This window comes from Azospirillum thermophilum, assembly GCF_003130795.1.
GTDB classification, from domain to species: Bacteria; Pseudomonadota; Alphaproteobacteria; order Azospirillales; family Azospirillaceae; genus Azospirillum; species Azospirillum thermophilum.
In genome coordinates this window covers 362,992-380,034 of the sequence record NZ_CP029353.1, presented here as the reverse complement: position 1 = coordinate 380,034, position 17,043 = coordinate 362,992, and the positions used below count along the sequence as shown (strand labels likewise).

Below are 17,043 nucleotides of genomic sequence, written 5' to 3'. Positions count from 1 at the left end.
GGGCCGGGATCAGGGTTGGACGATCACCATCCACATCACGCCGAACCGGTCGGTGACCATGCCGAAGCATGGGGAGAAGAAGGTCCGGCCGAGCGGCATGACGACCGTGCCGCCATCCTCCAGACCGGCGAAGACCTCGGCGGCCTTCGCCTCGTCCCCGACGGTCAGGGTCTGGGCGATCCCGCTGAAGCTCGGCTGGCCGGAGCAGGATCCGTCCGACGCCATCAGCAGGCTGTCGCCGACGCGGAAGGCGGCGTGCATCACCTTGTCGTCCGAACCCGGCGCGACCGCGCCCTCCGGGCAGGGCTCCGGCGCATCCTTGTAGCGCATCAGCTCGACCGTCTCGGCCCCCAGGACCCGGCCGTAGAACGCCAGCGCCTCGTCGCAGCGGCCTTCGAAGAACAGATAGGACTGGACCTGCATGTCTCCTCCCATTTCTCCGCCGGCCCCCGACGGGCGGGCGGGCCTTGTTGACAGGAAACGTTGATATCAACATAATTGGGCCATGTCAAACGCCGTGCCGTACGATGCCACCCTGCAGGTCCGCGACGCCTGCCTGTGCCTGCATGTCCAGCGGGCCGCCCGCGCCCTTGCCCGCCGCTTCGACGAGGCCTTCCGCCCCTTCGACCTGACCAACGGGCAGTTCTCGCTGATGATGGCGCTGAACCGGCCGGAGCCGCCGACCATCGGGGCGGTGGCGCCGCTGCTGGCGATGGACCGCACAACCCTCACCGCCGCCCTGAAGCCGCTGCAACGCCGGGGCCTCGTCGAGGCGCTCGCCAACCCGCGCGACCGCCGGGAACGGCGGATGGCCCTGACCCCGGCCGGCCATGCGCTGCTGCTGCAGGCCCTGCCGGTCTGGCGGCAGACCCATGCGGAGATCGAGGCGGGGCTGACGGCCGGCGGTCCGGACACCCTGCGGGACCTGCTCCTCGCCCTGTCGAAGCCTGCCATGCAGCCGGCCTGACCCGCGGCGGCCGGATCACACCCCCGGCCTGCGGCGTTTCAGCTAGGCTGTGCGCAGGCAGGCCCCGGGGGAAGAGACGGATGCTCGAGGAATTCAAGAAGTTCATCAGCCGCGGCAACGTGGTGGAGCTGGCGGTCGGCATCATCATCGGCGCCGCCTTCACCGGCATCGTCAACTCGCTGGTGAAGGACATCCTGATGCCGCCGATCGGCTGGATCGTGGGTGGCATCGATTTCTCCAACTATTTCGTCAGCCTGTCCGGCGGTCGGTACGAGACGCTGCAGGCGGCGGAGGCCGCGGGGGCGGCGACCATCAACTACGGCCGCTTCATCAACACGCTGATCAACTTCCTGATCGTCTCGGGCGCGCTGTTCCTGGTGGTCCGGCAGGTCAACCGCCTGCATTTCCTCCATGCCGAGAAGAAGAAGGAGACGCCGCGGCAGGAGATCCTGCTGGCGGAGATCCGCGACGCGCTGAAGGATATGGCGAAGGGCGATCCGGCCGGCACCGATCCGGCCAGACCCGATCCGGCAAGCCCCGACAGGGCCGGACGGCCGGGCGGCGGGGCATGAGCCCGCGCATCCGCCGCCTCGGTGCCGCGGACGCGGAGGCCTGGCGCGCGCTGCGGCTGGAAGGGCTGCTCGTCCATCCGGAAGCCTTCGGCGCCGACCATGCCGAGGAGGCGGCCCGGCCCCTGTCCTTCTTCCGCGACCGCCTGACCGGCAACCCCGTGTGGGGCGCCGAGACCGGCGACGGGCTCGCCGGCACCGTCGGGCTGCTGCTGCGCAGCGGGGCGAAGCAGCGGCACAAGGCGACGCTGTGGGGGATGTATGTCCGCCCCGGCCACCGCGGCACCGGCGTCGCCGAGGCGCTGGTGACCGCCCTGCTCGACCATGCCGCCGGGCTGGTGGAGGTCGTGCAGCTCGCGGTCGCCGCCGGCAACCGGCCGGCCTGCCGCTTCTACGAGCGGCTGGGCTTCCGCCTCTACGGCGTGGAGCGCCACGCCCTGCTGGTCGGCGGCACCTACCATGACGAGGAGCTGCGGGCGCGCTTCCTCCGCCCCGCCGGGGACTGACCCGCGGCGCTGGCCGGCTTTGCCCGGCATTGCATGGCTCCCCCGCCGAAGCCGGGTCGGAAGGGGCTTGGATCTTGCGGCGCAACACACTATGTTCACCGCCTGATCGCTGGAGGCTCGTGCGTCTCTTGAGCGAGACGCGCTTTGCATATGCTGGGCAGGACCCCCGAGGTACGGGGGCTGAAGGACCCCGCTTCGGATAGACGCCTCTCCCTCTTCCGACCTCCTCCCGGCGAAGATCGCCGGCTCTCCCACCGCCTACCGTCGGGGTGCGCGGGGGCGTGTCGGCATGGCTTGAGAAGGTTGTCCGCATTGTCTTTCTCCGAACTCGGTCTGCATCCCTCCGTCCTCTCGGCCCTGGAAGCGCTCGGCTATAGCGAGCCGACTCCCGTCCAGGCGGCCGCCATTCCGCCGGCGCTGGCCGGCCGCGACGTGCTTGCCACCGCCGAGACCGGCACCGGCAAGACCGCCGCCTTCGTCCTGCCCGCCCTGACCCGCATCGCCGAGCTGCCGCGGCTGGGCATCGCCGCCCCGCGCATGCTGGTGCTGGCGCCGACGCGCGAGCTGGCCAAGCAGGTCACCGACGCGGCCCGCAATTATGCCAAGGGCCTGCGCATGAACATCGTCGACGTGGTCGGCGGCATGCCCTACCGCGAGCAGCTCCGCCTGCTGTCGCGGCCGGTGGACGTGCTGGTCGCCACGCCGGGCCGTCTGCTCGACCACGTGTCGCGCCGCCGCATCGACCTGGAAGGGGTCGAGGTGCTGGTGCTCGACGAGGCCGACCGGATGCTCGACATGGGCTTCCTCGACGACGTCGAGACGATCGCCAAGTGCTGCCCGCCGACCCGCCAGACCCTGCTGTTCACCGCGACGCTCGACCGCCGCATGGCGCAGCTCGCCGGCAACCTGCTGCGTGACCCGGAGCGCGTCGCCGTCGAGAGCCAGGCCACCTCGGTGAACGTCGAGCAGCGGCTGCACCAGGTCGACGACCTCGATCACAAGCGGCGCCTGCTGCACCATTTCGCCGAACAGGACGAGGTGGGCAAGGCGATCATCTTCGCCGCCACCAAGCGCGACGCCGACACGCTGGCGGAGGAGCTGGCCCAGGCCGGCCATGCCGCCGCGGCGCTCCACGGCGACATGGACCAGACCAAGCGCAACCGCACCCTGCAGCGGCTGCGCAACGGCCAGGTCCGCCTGCTGGTGGCGACCGACGTGGCCGCCCGCGGCATCGACGTGCGCGACATCACCCACGTCATCAACTTCGACCTGCCGCGCTCGGCCGAGGACTATGTCCACCGCATCGGCCGCACCGGCCGCGCCGGGGCGTCGGGCGTCGCCATCTCCTTCGCCGGCCGGGCCGACCGCGACACGCTGTTCCGCATCGAGCGCTTCACCAAGTCCACCCTGCCGATCCATGTGATCCCGGGGCTGGAGCCGCAGCGCCCGTTCAGCAACAGCAGCCGGCCTCCGATGGGCAACCGCGCCGGCCGGCCGTCGGGCAGCAAGCCCTGGCACCGCAAGGGCGACGGCAACGGCCAGCCGCGCAGCTTCCGTCCGGAAGGCGGGCGTCCGGAGCATGCCGGCCACGGCCACGCCGGCCACAACGGCCATGGCCGCTCGGAGCATGGCCGCCCCGACCATGGTCATGCCCGCCGCGACCAGGGCCGCGGCACCGGCAAGCCGGCCGGCGCCGCCCGCGCCAAGAGCTGGTAAGCGGGACGATCCGGTAAGGATAGGGCGGGCGGGGCCTCAGAGCCCCGCCACCCCCCACACCAGCAGAGCGACCAGACCGACCAGGATCAGCGCCGCCACGGCATAAAGGGCCAGCGCCCGGCCGATGTCGGCCGCGGTGGCCCTCGCCCGGCCGTCGCCGATCCAGGGTTCGGTGATCACCACGCCGCCGTCGCGATGCGGACCGGCCAGCGACAGGCCGAGCGCGCCCGCCATCGCGGCGATCGGCCATCCCATGTTCAGAGAGGGGTGCTTGCGGGCATCCCGGCCCAGCGTCCGCACCGCCCCTCCTGCCGAGGCGGTGCCGATGAAGGGGGCCGCCGCGGCGAGCAGCAGCGCGGCGAACCGTGCCGGCAGGGCGTTCAGCGCATCGTCCATCCGGGCCGCGGTCAGCCCGAACCGCTCGTGGCGGATGCCGGGGCTGCCCAGCGCCGCGTCGGCGCCGTCCATGGCGGTCCACACCAGCAGGCCCGGCACGCCGAGCAGCAGATAGCCGAATATCGGCGCCACCAGCTTGCGGTCGAAGGCGCGGGCCGCCGCCTCGATGGCCGCGCGGGCGATCCCATGTTCGTCGAGGCTGTAGGCATGGCGGCGGGTCAGCGGCTGCACCGCCTGCTGTCCGGGAGCCAACCCGCCGCTCTCCAGCGCCCGGCGCACCGCCCGCACCCGGGTCCAGGCCGCCCGGCCGCGTACCCCGCACAGCACCACCGCCAGTTCCAGGATCCAGCCGCGCCCCTGGCCGCCGATCCACTCGACGATCAGCCCGAGGACGGCGACGCCGGCCAGCAGGGCCAGCACGACCAGCGCGCCGCGGATCAGCACGGTGGTCGGCCCCCGCTCCGCCCGGTTCAGCCGCGCGTCGGCCCACAGGCAGAAGCGCCGGGCCAGCGCGGCGGGGTCGGGCAGGATGCGGTCGAGCCGGTCGCCGACCGCGGCGTCGATCGCCAGCGCGAGCAGCAGGAGGAGAAGCGGTCCCGGGCCGCCGAAGGCGCTGTTCAGCATCGACCGCCCTTCCGATCCTTGCTCCGTTCCGGTCCTGGCTGGGTTCCGATCCTACTTGGCGCCGGCGCCGCGCAGCAGCGTGGTGACGCGGGCGTTGCGCCCCTCCTGCGCCCAGGTCAGCGCGGTACGGCCGGTGAAGTCGGCGCGGTCGACCTTGGCGCCGGCCTTCAGCAGCCGGTCCACGATGTCGGCCCGGCCGCCGCGCGCCGCCGCCATCAGCGGGGTCAGGCCTTCGCGGTTGTCCTGGTCCACCTTGGCGCCCTTCTTCAGCAGAAGGTCGACGACGGTCGCGTCGCCCGCCTCGGCCGCGGCGAGCAGCGGCGTGTTGCCGGCCTTGTCGGCGCGGTTGACCTGGGCGCCGCCGTCCAGCAGCAGGCGCACCATCTCGCTGTTGCCGGCGCCGATGGCGATCTGCAGCGGCGTGCGGCCGTTGATGTCGGTCTGGTTCGGATTCTCCCCCTTGAGAAGGAGGCCCTTCAGCGTCGCGGTGTCGTTCTGCGTCACCGCCTTCATCATCGAAGGCTCCGAGAACAGGCTGATCTGGGCATGGGCCGGGGCGCTCAGCCCCAGGGCGAGCCCACAGACAACAGCAGGGGCGAGAAGCAGCCGCTTCATGGCGGACGTCCCTTCCTTCAATCCAGGCGTGGCGGGATACTAGCCGCAAGGCCGGCTGCTTGACCAGCCACCCCGTTCCACAAGCAGAGGTTCCATTCCATGTTCCGCAACCCGCTCGCCCGGCACATCGCCCTGTTCCTGGCGGTCAAGGTCCTGCTGATCGCGCTCGGCCTCTGGTGGTTCCTGTCCGCCATGCCGCAGCCGCGCGGCCTGCCGCCGGCGGCGCCGGGCGGAACCTCCGCCGCGCCCGCAGGTTAGAGCCCTGGAGGCCGCTGTGCCGGATGTCGGCTTGCCCGGCTTGTACGGGCGCACCAGGGGGACTCCTGCGCGGCGCAGCGCCGGAAACCGGCGCAGGCCGGATGATGGCCCAGACAGATGGCCCAGACAGGATGATGGCGGAGGCAGGACGATGATCGAGAATCCCGAAACCGGCATGACCGTGTCCGGCCAGAGCGGCGTGGCGGCTCCGCAGTCCGGCTGGACCGAGGGGCAGGTCCGCGAGGCGGTCGCCATCTTCGACAGCCGCGAGGCGCTGCAGCAGGCGATCGACGAGCTGTCGCTCGGCGGCTTCGAGCGGCACGAGCTGAGCCTGCTCGCCAACGACGAGACGATCCGCGAGCGGCTGGGCGATGTCCCGAGGCATGTGGAACAGGTCGCCCACGACCCGAACGCGCCGCGCCAGTCCTTCGTCTCGCCCGAGGATACCGGCAGCCTGCAGGGCGTGGCGGCGGGCTTCCCCGCCTATGTCGGGGCCATCCTGGCGACCGGCGCCGTGCTGGCGACCGGCGGGACGGCGCTGGCCGCCGCAGCGGCCGCCGCGGCGGCCGGGGCCGGCGGCGGCGCTGCCGGCAGCTTCCTCTCCCAATGGCTGAGCGACAAGCGCAACGAGCCGATGCTGCAGCAGCTCGACAAGGGCGGCATCCTGCTGTGGGTCAACCTGCGCGACGCCGACCGCGAGCGCCGGGCGCTGGAGATCCTGAACCGCCACGCGGTGAAGCCGGCCGAGGTGCATGACGTGCCGCAGACCGGCTCCGTGTAAGGATCCGGCGACAGGTAAGGATGGGGACCCGAAGGGGCCGGGACGGGGCGATTTGACGCAGGTCATCGCCCTGCCCGGCCCTTTGCGCTATCCAGGGCGCGTCCTTCCTCCACCCGGAGCCGCCGGCCTTGGACGCCTCTTCCGCCGTCACCCTGCTCGACACCGCGCTCAACCAGTGCTCCCTCGTCATCGACCGTGACGGCGGGCTGCTGGCGGCTCTGCTGACCGCCGGGCTGGTCGGCGGCTCGACCCATTGCGCCGGCATGTGCGGTCCCTTCGTGCTGGCGCAGGTCACCGCCCGGCTGGAACGCGTTCCCGCCTCGCGGATGAGCGAGATGCACCGGCTCGCCGGGGCTGCGGTGCTGCCCTACCATCTCGGCCGCGCCACCAGCTATGCGCTGATCGGCGCCGTGGCGGCGTCGGTGGCCGGCCATGTCGGGGCGCTGCCCGGGCTGCGCTGGCTGTCGGTGGCGCTGCTGGTCTTCGCCGCCCTGTTCTTCCTCGGCTACGCGGTGCGGGGCCTGACGGCCTGGTTGCCGCATGTCGAGTCGCCGCTGCAGCGCTGGTGGGGCGACCGGGTGTCCCGCCTCGCCCGGCCGCTGTTCGGCAACCCGACGGGCTGGCGCGGCTATGGGCTGGGCGTCGCGCTGGGCTTCATCCCCTGCGGGCTGCTCTATGGCGCGGTGGCCGTGGCGGCGGCGAGCGGCAGCGCCCTGACCGGGGCGCTCGGCATGCTCGCCTTCGCCCTCGGGACGCTGCCCAGCCTGCTGGCCGTCGGGCTGGCCGGCCATCTCGCCGGCCGCACCTGGCGCAGCGCCGTGGCCCGCGCCGCCCCGGCGATCATGCTGGTGAACGCCGGGGTGCTGGGCTGGATGGCCTGGAAGCTGGTGGCCTGAGGAGGATCAGGGCAGCTTGCCCGCCTGCCCCTTCAGCGCCTCGGCCAGCGGGACCTCGCCGCAGCCGGGCTTGAGGGGCTGTTGCTGGCTTTCGTGCGGCGACCAGCCGGCGAGGTAGAGCACCTGGAAGGTCGCCGGGATGCGTCCGTCCGGCTCGGCATGGAGTTCCGCATAGCGCCGCGCCGTCTCGAACAGCAGGGCGCGGCTGGCCGGCACCTTCCGGCGCGCCAGCACCGCGTTCGATTCGCCCATGCCGCGCAGGTCGCGCATCAGCGCCAGCGCGTCGGAGTAGGTGACGGTCAGCGTGTCGCCGTCCACCACCGGCAGGGCGAAGCCGGCCCGCTGCATCAGCGCGCCGGCATCCTTGATCTCCGCGAAGGGGGAGACGCGCGGCGACACGCCGCCCGCCACCGCCATCTCCGCCTCGTACAGGCAGCGGCGCAGCTCGGTCAGCGTCTCGCCCCCCAGCAGCGCGGCGCAGAAGAAGCCGTCGGGCTTCAGCGCCTGCCGGATCTGCACCAGGGCGCCCGGCAGGTCGTTCACCCAATGAAGGCTGAGGTTGGAGACGACGAGGTCGAAGCTCTCCGGCGCGAAGGGCAGCGCCTCCTCGTCGGCGGCGACGGCGGCATCGGCCGACCGGCCGGCGGCCCGGGCGAAGGCGGGGGAGAGGTCGCAGGCGACCAGCCGCTCGATCCCCTTGCGCCAGCCGCCGGGCCCCTTCAGCGCCCGCGCCATCGCCCCGTCATGGCTGCCGAGGTCGAGCGCCAGGGGAAAGCCGCGCCTCACGTCCTCCAGCCGGTCGGCGAGGCGGTCGGCCACCTCCTCGAACAGGAAGGAATGGTCGGGGAAGCCGGCGGCGGCGCGGTCGCGGCGGCGGCGGACCAGGGCGCGGTCGAAGACCGTCATGCTGTCGGAAGTCGTCATGTCCGCAATATAGACCAGCCCCACCGTCCTACAACCATCGGCGGGACCCGGCGGACATGCTACACTCGGCCCCCTCATCCCCCGGGGACCGGCAGGGCGAAAGGCAGCCAGATGGGCATCCAGGAAGCCATCGGCGTCAGTTACGAGGCGCTGATCGTCATCATCAAGATCACCTTCCCCACCCTGGCGATCACCGCCGCGGTCGGCCTGGTGATGACCATCTTCCAGTCGGTGACCAACATCAACGAATCGACCCTGCAGCAGGACCTGAAGATCTTCGGCACGCTGCTGATCCTGTTCATCACCGCCCCGGCCATCTACATCGCGCTGCGCGACTACACGCTCGTGATCTTCGAGCGGATCGCCATGCTCCAGTGACGGGGGACGGCCCATGCGCCTCGCCCGCCGCGCCCTTTCGCTGCTCGGCCTGCTGCTGGACGCGCTGCTGCCGCCGCGCTGCCTCGCCTGCGGCACGGCGGTGGACCGGCAGGGCGGGCTGTGCGCCGCCTGCTGGACGCGGCTGACCTTCATCGCCCCGCCCTGTTGCGCCTGCTGCGGCCTGCCCTTCGACTTCGCGGTGCCGGAGGAGACGCTGTGCGGCGCCTGCCTCGCCAACCCGCCGCCCTTCGACCGCGCCCGCGCCGTGCTGGTCTACGACGACGGCAGCCGCCCGCTGCTGCTGGGCTTCAAGCATGGCGACCGCATCCATGCCGCCGGCGCCTACGCCACCTGGCTTGCCCGCGCCGGTGCCGAGATCCTGCGCGACGCCGACCTGATCGTTCCGGTTCCGCTCCACCGCTGGCGATTGTTCCGCAGGCGTTATAATCAAGCAGCTTTGATATCCAATGCGCTGTCGAAACGAATTGGCGTGGCGACGGTGCCGGACCTTCTGCTGCGCCGCCGCGCCACGCGGACGCAGGGCGGGCTGGGGCGGCTGGGCCGTGCGCGCAACGTCAAGGGCGCCTTCGCGCTGCGCCGCGGGGCGCAGGTCGCAGGCAAGCGGGTGGTGCTGGTGGACGACGTGCTGACCACCGGGGCGACGCTGGCCGAATGCGCGGCCGTGCTGCGCCGGGCGGGGGCGGCGCGGGTGGATTTGCTGACGCTGGCCCGCGTGGTGAAGAGCTGAGGGGGTGAAGAGCCCGGCGCCCGCCGCAGGGCCGCGTCAAAAGGGGGCGGGGGTGAACATCTGGCGGGATGTCCCTATTCTTCTTATAACCGTTTCAGACAGCGCAGGAGCCTGCCGCATGGCCGAGGTCGTCATCTACACCACCCCCTTCTGCCCCTACTGCTCGCGCGCCAAGAGGCTGCTGGACAGCAAGGGCGTGTCCTACGAGGAGATCGACCTCTACATGCATCCCGGCCGGCGCGACGAGATGGTGCAGCGGGCGGAGGGGCGCACGACCGTTCCGCAGATCTTCATCGACGGCAAGCCCTATGGCGGCTGCGACGACATCCACGCGCTCGACCGCGCCGGCAAGCTCGACCCGGTCCTGGGACTCGGTGCATGAGCGCCATCCTCAAGGCCGCCTGCGTCCAGGTGAACGCGGGCACGGAGCTTGAGCCGAACCTGAAGGCGGCGGGCGATCTCGTCCGCCGCGCCCGCGACGCCGGCGCCGAGCTGATCGCCCTGCCGGAGAATGTCGGCTGGATCGTCCAGGGCCGCGCCAAGACCATGGAGCGGGTGCGCACGGCGGCCGAGCATCCCGCCATCCCTTTCTTCTCCGACCTGGCGCGGGAGACCGGCGCCTGGATCCTGGCCGGGACGCTGGGCGTCCTGCTGGAGGACGGGCGGGTCGCCAACCGCAGCTACCTGTTCGACGCCCAGGGCCGAGCCGTCGCGCATTACGACAAGATCCACATGTTCGACGTGGACCTGAAGGGCGGCGAGAGCTATCGCGAATCGGCGACCTTCCGCCCCGGCGAGCATGCGGTGCTCGCCCGCACCCCCTGGGGCGGGCTGGGCATGACCATCTGCTACGACGTGCGCTTCCCGTACCTCCACCGGGCGCTGGCCAAGGCGGGGGCGGACATCCTCGCCTCGCCGGCCGCCTTCACCGTGCCGACCGGGCGGGCGCACTGGCATGTCCTGCTGCGCGCCCGCGCCATCGAGACGGGCTGCTTCGTCCTCGCCCCGGCCCAGACCGGCACCCACGACCAGGGCCGCCAGACCTACGGCCATTCGCTGATCGTCGCCCCCTGGGGCGAGGTGCTGGCCGATGCCGGGGAGAAGGTCGGCTTCGTCCTGGCCGAACTCGACATGGCGCGGGTGGAGGAGGCGCGGCGCATGGTCCCCTCCCTGACCCACGACCGCGGCTTCGAGACGGTGCGCGCCGGCTTCTGACCGGCGCCGCCCCTCCGCGCCCGGCTGTATGGCCGGCTATTCGGCGTTCGGCACGGGGGTGGAGGCTGCGGCGGGCAGCGGCCGCGGCTCCGGATCGCCGCCCAGCCCGGCGCCGGGCTCCAGATCCTTGACGGCACAGATCCGCTGCACCACCGCCGCCTTGGGCGAGGCGACCTCGCCATGCTCGTAGGCGACGACCTGCAGCCGGCCGCGGGCCAGCTCCAGCAATTCGCCGTTGCGCAGCAGGAAATCGGGGGAGCTCGGCCGGCCGAAGCGGGCGTTGCCGACCGCGAAGGTCTCGTAGAGCAGCACCCCGCCCGGCGCCAGCGCCTCCAGGATGGCCGGGAACAGCGGCCGGTGCAGGTAGTTGGTGACGACGATCCCGGCGAAGCGCCGCTCCGCCGGCAGCGGCCAGGACGCGCCGGCCTCCAGGTCGGCCTCCAGGTCGGCCTCCAGCAGCTCGACCTCCGGCGTGCCGGCGAGGTCGGCGACCGGGCGCAGGTCGCGGTCGATGCCGACGACCGGATGGTTCAGCGTGTGGAACAGCCGGAGGTGCCTCCCGCCGCCGCAGGCGAGATCGAGCACCGGTCCGCGGGCCGCCACCAGCGGGGCGAAGCGCGCGATCCAGGGCGAGGGCGGCTGCAGGGCGGCATGCAGGGATTGGGACGCGGGTTGCGGCATGGGACGGCCATCCTCAGGCTTGTCGGGATCCGGAACGGCGGGTTGGGCCGACCCTGCAACGCCCGCCGGCACCGTGCAACTCCGATTGCGGATCCCCGGCCGCCTTTGCGTTCCCTGACGGTCTTGCCCCGGCGCGGCCGGCCGGCTAGCCTGTCCGGCATCATCGCCCGACCTGCGTCCTTCCTCCACCACCCGCCACCGCGCTGCCATGCCGCCGGCGGTGCCCGGCGTTGCGCGACGGGCCGGATCGTGCAGGAGATGCACAATGGGTGCGTGCGAACGATTGCCGTCAAGCCCTTGGCGTGGAAAAGGAAAAGTTGCCTCCACGCTATTGGGCGCCCGGACGTGGCTGCACGATGCGCCCAAACCGGCGCCGCCGACTCGCCGGTTGACGATTTGACGGCGGCCGGGCCGGCGTGCTGAACTAGGGGGGTCTCGTCTGCGTGACGCAACAGGCGCGGCGTCCGGCCCACGCCGCAGGATTACGGAGCATCCGACGGGGACATGATCCTCTTCGAATTGAAATGTCCCTCGGACCACCGGTTCGAGGCGTGGTTCCGCAACGGTGCCGCCTACGAGGAGCAGGCGGCGGCGCACCAGATCACCTGTCCCATCTGCGGCGACAGCACCATCACCAAGGCCCCCATGGCCCCGCGGATCGCCAAGGGACTGGGCCGCAAGGACAAGGCGGAACAGCCGCCCGCCGCCGGCCCGGTCCCGGCCGCCCCCGCCGCCCCCGTCCCCGTCCCCGTCCCCGTCCCCGCCGGCGAGGGACAGAACAGGCTGGCCTCCCTGCCGGTGCCGTCGAACGACGCGCAGCGCCAGGCGGTGGCCGAGGTCATGCGCCAGCTCGGCGAGCTGCGCCGGGTGGTGGAGCAGAACTGCGACTATGTCGGCGAGCGATTCGCCGAAGAGGCGCGCCGGATCCACTATGGCGAGACCGACCCGCGCGGCATCTACGGCGAAGCCACCGCCGAGGAGGTCGAGGAACTGCGGGACGAAGGTGTGACATTTCAACGCATCCCCTGGCTGCCGCGCACCGATTCCTGACCGGGACGGCGCGCGGAATAGCTGGGAAAACTGACTGTTTGCAAAACTCAAGCGTTTCCTCACACTGATTGTGCGCACCCCCACCGACCATGGTCGGGGGTGCACTCCGCCCTGATCTGTATCAAAGAAGCAGTCGGATCCAGGGCGTACACGGTTGCACAGCCCGAGTGTCTAAAAGGAATGTCGAACGTAAGCTCGGCACTCGTGAGGGGACGCACATGAATCAAAATGCGCAAAAAATTCTGAATAACCCGAAGTTCCAGGACTTGGTGGCGAGGCGCTCTGCATTTGCGTGGACGCTTTCGATCGCCATGCTGGTCATCTACTTCGGCTTCATCCTGCTGGTCGCCTTCGGCAAGGGCTTCCTCGGCACGCCCATCGGCTCGGGCGTGACCACCTGGGGCATTCCGGTCGGCGTCTTCACCATCGTCTCCGCCTTCATCCTGACGGGCATCTACGTCCATCGGGCCAACGGCGAATTCGATGAACTGAACCGCCAGATCCTGGAGGAGTCGAAGTGATGCGGTCGATGATCAACCGGGTCGCCGCCGTGGCTGCGGCCGGCACCCTGCTCCCCGGCACCGTGTTCGCGGCGGCCATCGAAGGCGCGGTTCAGAAACAGGCTACCAATTGGGAAGCCATCATCATGTTTCTGATCTTCGTGCTTCTGACGCTGGGCATCACCTACTGGGCTGCCCGCCGCACGAAGTCGGCGAAGGACTTCTACGCCGCCGGCGGCGGCATCACCGGTTTCCAGAACGGCCTCGCCATCGCCGGCGACTACATGTCGGCCGCCTCCTTCCTCGGCATCGCCGGCCTGGTGTACGCCAACGGCTTCGACGGGCTGATCTTCTCGGTGGGCTGGCTGGTCGGCTGGCCGATCATCCTGTTCCTGATCGCGGAACGGCTGCGCAACCTCGGCAAGTACACCTTCGCCGACGTCGCCTCCTACCGCTTCCAGCAGACGCCGATCCGCACGCTGGCCGCCTGCGGCTCGCTGGCGACCGTCACCTTCTACCTGATCGCGCAGATGGTGGGTGCGGGCAAGCTGATCCAGCTGCTGTTCGGCATGGACTACATCTGGGCGGTCGTGATCGTCGGCGTGCTGATGATCGGCTACGTGACCTTCGGCGGCATGCTGGCCACCACCTGGGTGCAGATCATCAAGGCGGTGATGCTGCTGTCGGGCGCTTCCTTCATGGCCTTCATGATCCTCGCCAAGTTCGGCTTCAGCCCCGAGGCGATGTTCAAGGCCGCCGTGGACATCCACCCGAAGGGCCTGGCGATCATGTCGCCGGGCGCGCTGATCACCGACCCGATCTCGGCGATCTCGCTGGGCATGGCGCTGATGTTCGGCACCGCCGGCCTGCCGCACATCCTGATGCGCTTCTTCACCGTCGCCGACGCCCGGGAAGCCCGCAAGTCGGTGTTCTATGCGACCGGCTTCATCGGCTACTTCTACATCCTGACCTTCATCATCGGCTTCGGCGCCATCCTGATGATCCTGGCCCCCGACGCCAACGGTGCCTATCCCTTCCTGAAGGAGGCCCCGGCGGCCGGTGCCAAGGCGGTCGTCGCCAACATCATCGGCGGCACCAACATGGCGGCGGTCCACACCGCCAACGCGGTCGGCGGCTCCCTCTTCTACGGCTTCATCGCCGCGGTCGCCTTCGCCACCATCCTGGCGGTGGTCGCGGGCCTGACGCTGGCCGGCGCCTCGGCGGTCTCCCATGACCTCTACGCCTCGGTCTTCGCCAAGGGCCGCGCCAACGAGGCCGACGAGATCCGCGTGTCGAAGATCACCACGGTCATCATCGGCATCGTCTCGATCTTCCTCGGCATCGCCTTCGAGAACCAGAACGTGGCCTTCATGGTCGGCCTCGCCTTCGTCATCGCGGCCTCGGCGAACTTCCCGATCCTGCTGATGTCGATGTTCTGGGGCAAGATGACCACCCGCGGCGCCGTCATCGGCGGCACCATCGGCCTGGTCTCCTCGGTCACCATGCTGGTGCTGGGCCCGACCGTGTGGAAGGCCGTGCTGGGCAACCCGGCCGCCATCTTCCCCTACGACAACCCCGGCCTGTTCTCGATCGCGCTCGCCTTCGTCGGCATCTGGTTCTTCTCGATCACCGACAACAGCGAGCAGGCCCAGAAGGAGCGTCGCGACTTCGAGGCCCAGTACATCCGGTCGCAGACCGGCCTGGGTGCGGAAGGCGCCTCGGCCCACTAATCAAAATCGTCGCACCCGCTTCCGCCTCGCGCGGAGCGGGTGTAGGCTTCCCGGCGCCTCAGGGGTCATCCCCTGGGGCGTCTTTTTTTGCCGTCTTCTTGATGCCTCCGCCCCCTTGAGATCCTCACCGCGACGGAGAACGGGTCTGCCGATGACCGATCAGCCATCCCAGGCCGCGACAGCCCACGCCATCCCCTTCGATTTCGACCTGCCGCCCTTCGACCGGCTCGACGCGGCGGGGCGGGAGCGGCTGGCGCGCGCCCTCGACATCGGGGTCTATGGCCGGGACGAGGTGGTTCTGCCGCGCGACCAGGCGGCGGACGTGCTGTTCGTCGTGGTGCAGGGGACGATACAGGAACGGCGCGGCGGGGAGATCGCCGCGGTCTACGGTCCCGGCGACCGCTTCGACCTCCAGGCGCTCTACGGCGGCGGGCAGCCGCGCAGCCTCGTCGCGGTGGAGCCCGGCCTGTGCCACCTGATCCCCCGCGCGGTGCTGGAGGATCTCGCCCGCGACTATCCGGACTTCGGGGAGGTGATCGTGCAGGACTTCGCCCAGCGCATGACGGCGCTCGCCAGCGAACGGTCGAACCGCGAGATGGCGGCCCTGACCATGGCCCGTATCCGGCAGGCCTATCTGCACCCGCCGCTGTTCGTCGAGGGCACCGCCAGCCTGCGCGAGGCCGCCGCCGCCATGAAGACGCACCGGGCGAGCAGCGTCCTGGTCCGCGACAGGGACGCCCAAGGGGAGCGGGTCGGCATCCTGACCGGCACCGACCTGCGCGACCTCGTCGTGCTCGACGGCCGGCCGGTGGAGGCGCCGGTCGGGCCACTCGCCAACTACGAGCTGCTGACGCTCGACCGCGACGACCTGCTGTTCACCGCCCTGATCCTGATGACCAAGCATGCCGTCCGCCGGCTGGTGATCACCGAGCAGGGGAGGATCGTCGGGCTGCTGGGGCAGAGCGACCTGCTGGCGGTCCTCTCCAACCACTCGCAGGTCATCGGGCTGCAGGTGGAGCATGCCACGAGTCCGGATGACCTGAGGGAGGCGAGCCACGCCATCGTCGGGCTGATCCGCACGCTGCATGCGACCGGCGTCAAGGTCTCCTTCATCGCCGACCTGGTGACGGAGCTGAACCGGCGCATCTTCCGCAAGCTGTTCGAGCTTCTCGCCCCGCCGGATCTGCTGGCCAACTCCTGCCTGATCGTCATGGGCAGCGAGGGGCGCGGCGAGCAGCTTCTGAAGACCGACCAGGACAACGGGCTGATCCTGCGCGACGGCTATGACTGCCAGGAGCTGGGCCGGGTCACCGCGGAGTTCACCCGCCGACTGGTCGAGTTCGGCTATCCGCCCTGTCCCGGCAACATCATGCTGTCCAACCCGGAGTGGACGCGGCCGCTCGCCGCCTACAAGGACGCCGTCTTCCACTGGATCCACCGGCCGGACGAGGCGGCGCAGATGAACCTCGCCATCTTCTACGACGCCGCGGCGGTGGCCGGCGACGCGTCGCTGCTGGAGGAGGCGAAGGGCTACCTGCTGGGCCGGCTGCAGGACAACCAGATGTTCTTCACCCACTTCGCCCGCCCGGCGCTGGCCTTCGACACGCCGTCCGGCCTGTTCGCCAGCCTGTTCGAGCGGCGGCGCAGCGAGCCGGTGGACATCAAGAAGGCGGCCATCTTCCCCATCGTCCACGGCATCCGGGCGCTCGCCCTGGAAAAGCACATGGCGGAGACCAACACCACCGAACGCATCTGGGCGCTGGCCGACAAGGGCGTGCTGAACCGCAAGATGGCCGGCGAGCTGGCGGACGCCTTCGCCTTCCTCTCCACCTTGCGGATGCATGCCCGCATCGACGCCGCCGGCGACGGGGAGATCGACAACTCCGTCCGGCCGGAGGAGATGGGCAAGCTCGACCGCGACCAGTTCAAGGACTGCCTCGCCCTGGTCAAGAGCTTCAAGGAGACCATCGCCTACCATTTCCGCCTGAACCACTGAGGGGGCGCAGGCCGTGGCACCCGACCGTTCCGACCCGCAGGCGCCGCGCGAGCTGGTGGCGCTGCATTGCGAGGCGACCAGCTTCGACCCGGCGACCGCCGCCCCGCGGGTGGTCGCCGCCATCCCGCTGCACGGCAACCGCGTCCTGACCAGCCGGGCGCTGGTCGTCGCCCTCGGCACCGGCCCGGCAGCGGCCGAGGGGGTGGAGCAGCTCCGCGCCCTGATCGGCGACCGGCCGCTGGTCGGCTATTTCCTCGACTTCAGCGCCGGGCTGGTGGAGCGGCTGCTGGGTGCGCCGCTGCCCGGCGAGCGGATCGAGGTGTCGAGCCTGTTCTACGACCGCAAGTCGCGGACGCCGAGCAAGCGGGCCATCGACCTGCGGCTCGACCGGCTGATCGGCGACCTCGACCTGCCCCTGCGCCCCCGGGGCGACGCCTACGGCACCGCCCTGGTCGCCGCGCTGGCCTATCTGCGGCTGACGGAGCGGTGACGG

General features: G+C 70.8%; 21 protein-coding genes. 16 read left to right on the top strand and 5 right to left on the bottom strand.

Going from position 1 to position 17,043, the window contains the following annotated elements:
- Window positions 1–9: 9 nt before the first annotated feature.
- On the bottom strand, window positions 10–423 hold the full coding sequence (locus DEW08_RS07890) for a VOC family protein (RefSeq protein WP_109326004.1): 414 nt from the start codon (window positions 421–423) through the stop codon (window positions 10–12).
- Window positions 424–505: 82 nt separating this feature from the next.
- On the opposite strand from DEW08_RS07890, the gene DEW08_RS07885 reads away from it, so the two are divergent.
- From DEW08_RS07885 to DEW08_RS07870, 4 genes are all read left to right on the top strand, one after another.
- On the top strand, window positions 506–967 hold the full coding sequence (locus tag DEW08_RS07885; RefSeq protein ID WP_109326003.1) for a MarR family winged helix-turn-helix transcriptional regulator: 462 nt from the start codon (window positions 506–508) through the stop codon (window positions 965–967).
- 80 nt (window positions 968–1,047) lie between these two features.
- A complete protein-coding gene (gene mscL, locus DEW08_RS07880; protein WP_109325996.1) occupies window positions 1,048–1,539 on the top strand; it encodes a large conductance mechanosensitive channel protein MscL in 492 nt (163 codons plus the stop codon).
- Window positions 1,536–2,042, top strand: a complete 507-nt coding sequence (locus DEW08_RS07875; protein WP_109325994.1) for a GNAT family N-acetyltransferase — start codon at window positions 1,536–1,538, stop codon at window positions 2,040–2,042. The genes mscL and DEW08_RS07875 overlap by 4 nt, the downstream gene beginning before the upstream one ends.
- A 312-nt stretch (window positions 2,043–2,354) precedes the next feature.
- The gene (locus tag DEW08_RS07870; RefSeq protein WP_109325993.1) at window positions 2,355–3,758 is read left to right on the top strand and encodes a DEAD/DEAH box helicase; all 1,404 of its coding nucleotides are present in this window, start codon (window positions 2,355–2,357) and stop codon (window positions 3,756–3,758) included.
- A 36-nt stretch (window positions 3,759–3,794) separates the two neighbouring features.
- Here the strand turns inward: DEW08_RS07870 and DEW08_RS07865 are convergent, their stop codons facing one another.
- Window positions 3,795–4,778, bottom strand: coding sequence for a CobD/CbiB family cobalamin biosynthesis protein (locus DEW08_RS07865; RefSeq protein ID WP_109325992.1), 984 nt, complete (start codon window positions 4,776–4,778; stop codon window positions 3,795–3,797).
- A 51-nt stretch (window positions 4,779–4,829) separates the two neighbouring features.
- Window positions 4,830–5,393, bottom strand: coding sequence for an ankyrin repeat domain-containing protein (locus tag DEW08_RS07860; protein ID WP_109325991.1), 564 nt, complete (start codon window positions 5,391–5,393; stop codon window positions 4,830–4,832).
- A 99-nt stretch (window positions 5,394–5,492) separates the two neighbouring features.
- Here DEW08_RS07860 and DEW08_RS31090 point away from each other — a divergent pair, with 99 nt between their 5' ends.
- The 3 genes from DEW08_RS31090 to DEW08_RS07850 all read left to right on the top strand — a co-directional run bounded on the left by DEW08_RS31090 (window position 5,493) and on the right by DEW08_RS07850 (window position 7,328).
- Window positions 5,493–5,651, top strand: a complete 159-nt coding sequence (locus DEW08_RS31090; RefSeq protein ID WP_168220318.1) for a hypothetical protein — start codon at window positions 5,493–5,495, stop codon at window positions 5,649–5,651.
- A 151-nt stretch (window positions 5,652–5,802) separates the two neighbouring features.
- Entirely contained in the window at window positions 5,803–6,432 is a 630-nt protein-coding gene (locus DEW08_RS07855) for a general stress protein (RefSeq protein ID WP_245986475.1), read from the top strand.
- Between the two features lie 128 nt (window positions 6,433–6,560).
- On the top strand, window positions 6,561–7,328 hold the full coding sequence (locus DEW08_RS07850) for a sulfite exporter TauE/SafE family protein (RefSeq protein WP_109325987.1): 768 nt from the start codon (window positions 6,561–6,563) through the stop codon (window positions 7,326–7,328).
- A 6-nt stretch (window positions 7,329–7,334) separates the two neighbouring features.
- On the opposite strand, the gene DEW08_RS07845 is transcribed toward DEW08_RS07850, so the two are convergent.
- On the bottom strand, window positions 7,335–8,252 hold the full coding sequence (locus tag DEW08_RS07845; RefSeq protein ID WP_109329633.1) for a methyltransferase domain-containing protein: 918 nt from the start codon (window positions 8,250–8,252) through the stop codon (window positions 7,335–7,337).
- Window positions 8,253–8,363: 111 nt separating this feature from the next.
- Here DEW08_RS07845 and DEW08_RS07840 point away from each other — a divergent pair, with 111 nt between their 5' ends.
- The 4 genes from DEW08_RS07840 to DEW08_RS07825 all read left to right on the top strand — a co-directional run bounded on the left by DEW08_RS07840 (window position 8,364) and on the right by DEW08_RS07825 (window position 10,593).
- On the top strand, window positions 8,364–8,630 hold the full coding sequence (locus tag DEW08_RS07840; protein ID WP_109325986.1) for a flagellar biosynthetic protein FliQ: 267 nt from the start codon (window positions 8,364–8,366) through the stop codon (window positions 8,628–8,630).
- A gap of 13 nt (window positions 8,631–8,643) precedes the next feature.
- Window positions 8,644–9,378: a ComF family protein gene (locus DEW08_RS07835; protein WP_109325985.1), complete on the top strand. Its 735-nt coding sequence runs from the start codon at window positions 8,644–8,646 to the stop codon at window positions 9,376–9,378.
- 118 nt (window positions 9,379–9,496) lie between these two features.
- On the top strand, window positions 9,497–9,760 hold the full coding sequence (gene grxC / locus DEW08_RS07830) for a glutaredoxin 3 (protein WP_109325980.1): 264 nt from the start codon (window positions 9,497–9,499) through the stop codon (window positions 9,758–9,760).
- Window positions 9,757–10,593, top strand: a complete 837-nt coding sequence (locus tag DEW08_RS07825) for a carbon-nitrogen hydrolase family protein (protein WP_109325979.1) — start codon at window positions 9,757–9,759, stop codon at window positions 10,591–10,593. The genes grxC and DEW08_RS07825 overlap by 4 nt, the downstream gene beginning before the upstream one ends.
- A gap of 36 nt (window positions 10,594–10,629) precedes the next feature.
- Here the strand turns inward: DEW08_RS07825 and DEW08_RS07820 are convergent, their stop codons facing one another.
- A complete protein-coding gene (locus tag DEW08_RS07820) occupies window positions 10,630–11,274 on the bottom strand; it encodes a class I SAM-dependent methyltransferase (protein ID WP_109325978.1) in 645 nt (214 codons plus the stop codon).
- Window positions 11,275–11,778: 504 nt separating this feature from the next.
- On the opposite strand from DEW08_RS07820, the gene DEW08_RS07815 reads away from it, so the two are divergent.
- The 5 genes from DEW08_RS07815 to DEW08_RS07795 all read left to right on the top strand — a co-directional run bounded on the left by DEW08_RS07815 (window position 11,779) and on the right by DEW08_RS07795 (window position 17,040).
- Window positions 11,779–12,324 carry a DUF1178 family protein gene (locus tag DEW08_RS07815; protein ID WP_109325977.1) on the top strand — a complete coding sequence of 182 codons (546 nt, stop codon included), beginning with the start codon at window positions 11,779–11,781 and terminating at the stop codon, window positions 12,322–12,324.
- A 218-nt stretch (window positions 12,325–12,542) separates the two neighbouring features.
- The gene (locus DEW08_RS07810) at window positions 12,543–12,845 is read left to right on the top strand and encodes a DUF485 domain-containing protein (protein WP_109325976.1); all 303 of its coding nucleotides are present in this window, start codon (window positions 12,543–12,545) and stop codon (window positions 12,843–12,845) included.
- Window positions 12,845–14,554 carry a cation acetate symporter gene (locus DEW08_RS07805; protein ID WP_211107187.1) on the top strand — a complete coding sequence of 570 codons (1,710 nt, stop codon included), beginning with the start codon at window positions 12,845–12,847 and terminating at the stop codon, window positions 14,552–14,554. The genes DEW08_RS07810 and DEW08_RS07805 overlap by 1 nt, the downstream gene beginning before the upstream one ends.
- A 151-nt stretch (window positions 14,555–14,705) precedes the next feature.
- Entirely contained in the window at window positions 14,706–16,550 is a 1,845-nt protein-coding gene (locus tag DEW08_RS07800; RefSeq protein ID WP_109325975.1) for a DUF294 nucleotidyltransferase-like domain-containing protein, read from the top strand.
- A 13-nt stretch (window positions 16,551–16,563) separates the two neighbouring features.
- Window positions 16,564–17,040, top strand: coding sequence for a 3'-5' exonuclease family protein (locus DEW08_RS07795; protein ID WP_109325974.1), 477 nt, complete (start codon window positions 16,564–16,566; stop codon window positions 17,038–17,040).
- Window positions 17,041–17,043 lie beyond the last annotated feature (3 nt).

Coding starts and splice junctions, on each gene's coding strand:
- DEW08_RS07810 (WP_109325976.1), top strand. CDS start 12,543: ATGAATCAAAATGCGCAAAAAATTCTGAATAACCCGAAGTTCCAGGAC.
- DEW08_RS07805 (WP_211107187.1), top strand. CDS start 12,845: ATGCGGTCGATGATCAACCGGGTCGCCGCCGTGGCTGCGGCCGGCACC.
- DEW08_RS07840 (WP_109325986.1), top strand. CDS start 8,364: ATGGGCATCCAGGAAGCCATCGGCGTCAGTTACGAGGCGCTGATCGTC.
- DEW08_RS07835 (WP_109325985.1), top strand. CDS start 8,644: ATGCGCCTCGCCCGCCGCGCCCTTTCGCTGCTCGGCCTGCTGCTGGAC.
- DEW08_RS07860 (WP_109325991.1), bottom strand. CDS start 5,393: ATGAAGCGGCTGCTTCTCGCCCCTGCTGTTGTCTGTGGGCTCGCCCTG.
- DEW08_RS07885 (WP_109326003.1), top strand. CDS start 506: ATGTCAAACGCCGTGCCGTACGATGCCACCCTGCAGGTCCGCGACGCC.
- DEW08_RS07815 (WP_109325977.1), top strand. CDS start 11,779: ATGATCCTCTTCGAATTGAAATGTCCCTCGGACCACCGGTTCGAGGCG.
- grxC (WP_109325980.1), top strand. CDS start 9,497: ATGGCCGAGGTCGTCATCTACACCACCCCCTTCTGCCCCTACTGCTCG.
- DEW08_RS07865 (WP_109325992.1), bottom strand. CDS start 4,778: ATGCTGAACAGCGCCTTCGGCGGCCCGGGACCGCTTCTCCTCCTGCTG.
- DEW08_RS07820 (WP_109325978.1), bottom strand. CDS start 11,274: ATGCCGCAACCCGCGTCCCAATCCCTGCATGCCGCCCTGCAGCCGCCC.
- mscL (WP_109325996.1), top strand. CDS start 1,048: ATGCTCGAGGAATTCAAGAAGTTCATCAGCCGCGGCAACGTGGTGGAG.
- DEW08_RS07845 (WP_109329633.1), bottom strand. CDS start 8,252: ATGACGACTTCCGACAGCATGACGGTCTTCGACCGCGCCCTGGTCCGC.
- DEW08_RS07825 (WP_109325979.1), top strand. CDS start 9,757: ATGAGCGCCATCCTCAAGGCCGCCTGCGTCCAGGTGAACGCGGGCACG.
- DEW08_RS31090 (WP_168220318.1), top strand. CDS start 5,493: ATGTTCCGCAACCCGCTCGCCCGGCACATCGCCCTGTTCCTGGCGGTC.
- DEW08_RS07875 (WP_109325994.1), top strand. CDS start 1,536: ATGAGCCCGCGCATCCGCCGCCTCGGTGCCGCGGACGCGGAGGCCTGG.
- DEW08_RS07855 (WP_245986475.1), top strand. CDS start 5,803: ATGATCGAGAATCCCGAAACCGGCATGACCGTGTCCGGCCAGAGCGGC.
- DEW08_RS07800 (WP_109325975.1), top strand. CDS start 14,706: ATGACCGATCAGCCATCCCAGGCCGCGACAGCCCACGCCATCCCCTTC.
- DEW08_RS07890 (WP_109326004.1), bottom strand. CDS start 423: ATGCAGGTCCAGTCCTATCTGTTCTTCGAAGGCCGCTGCGACGAGGCG.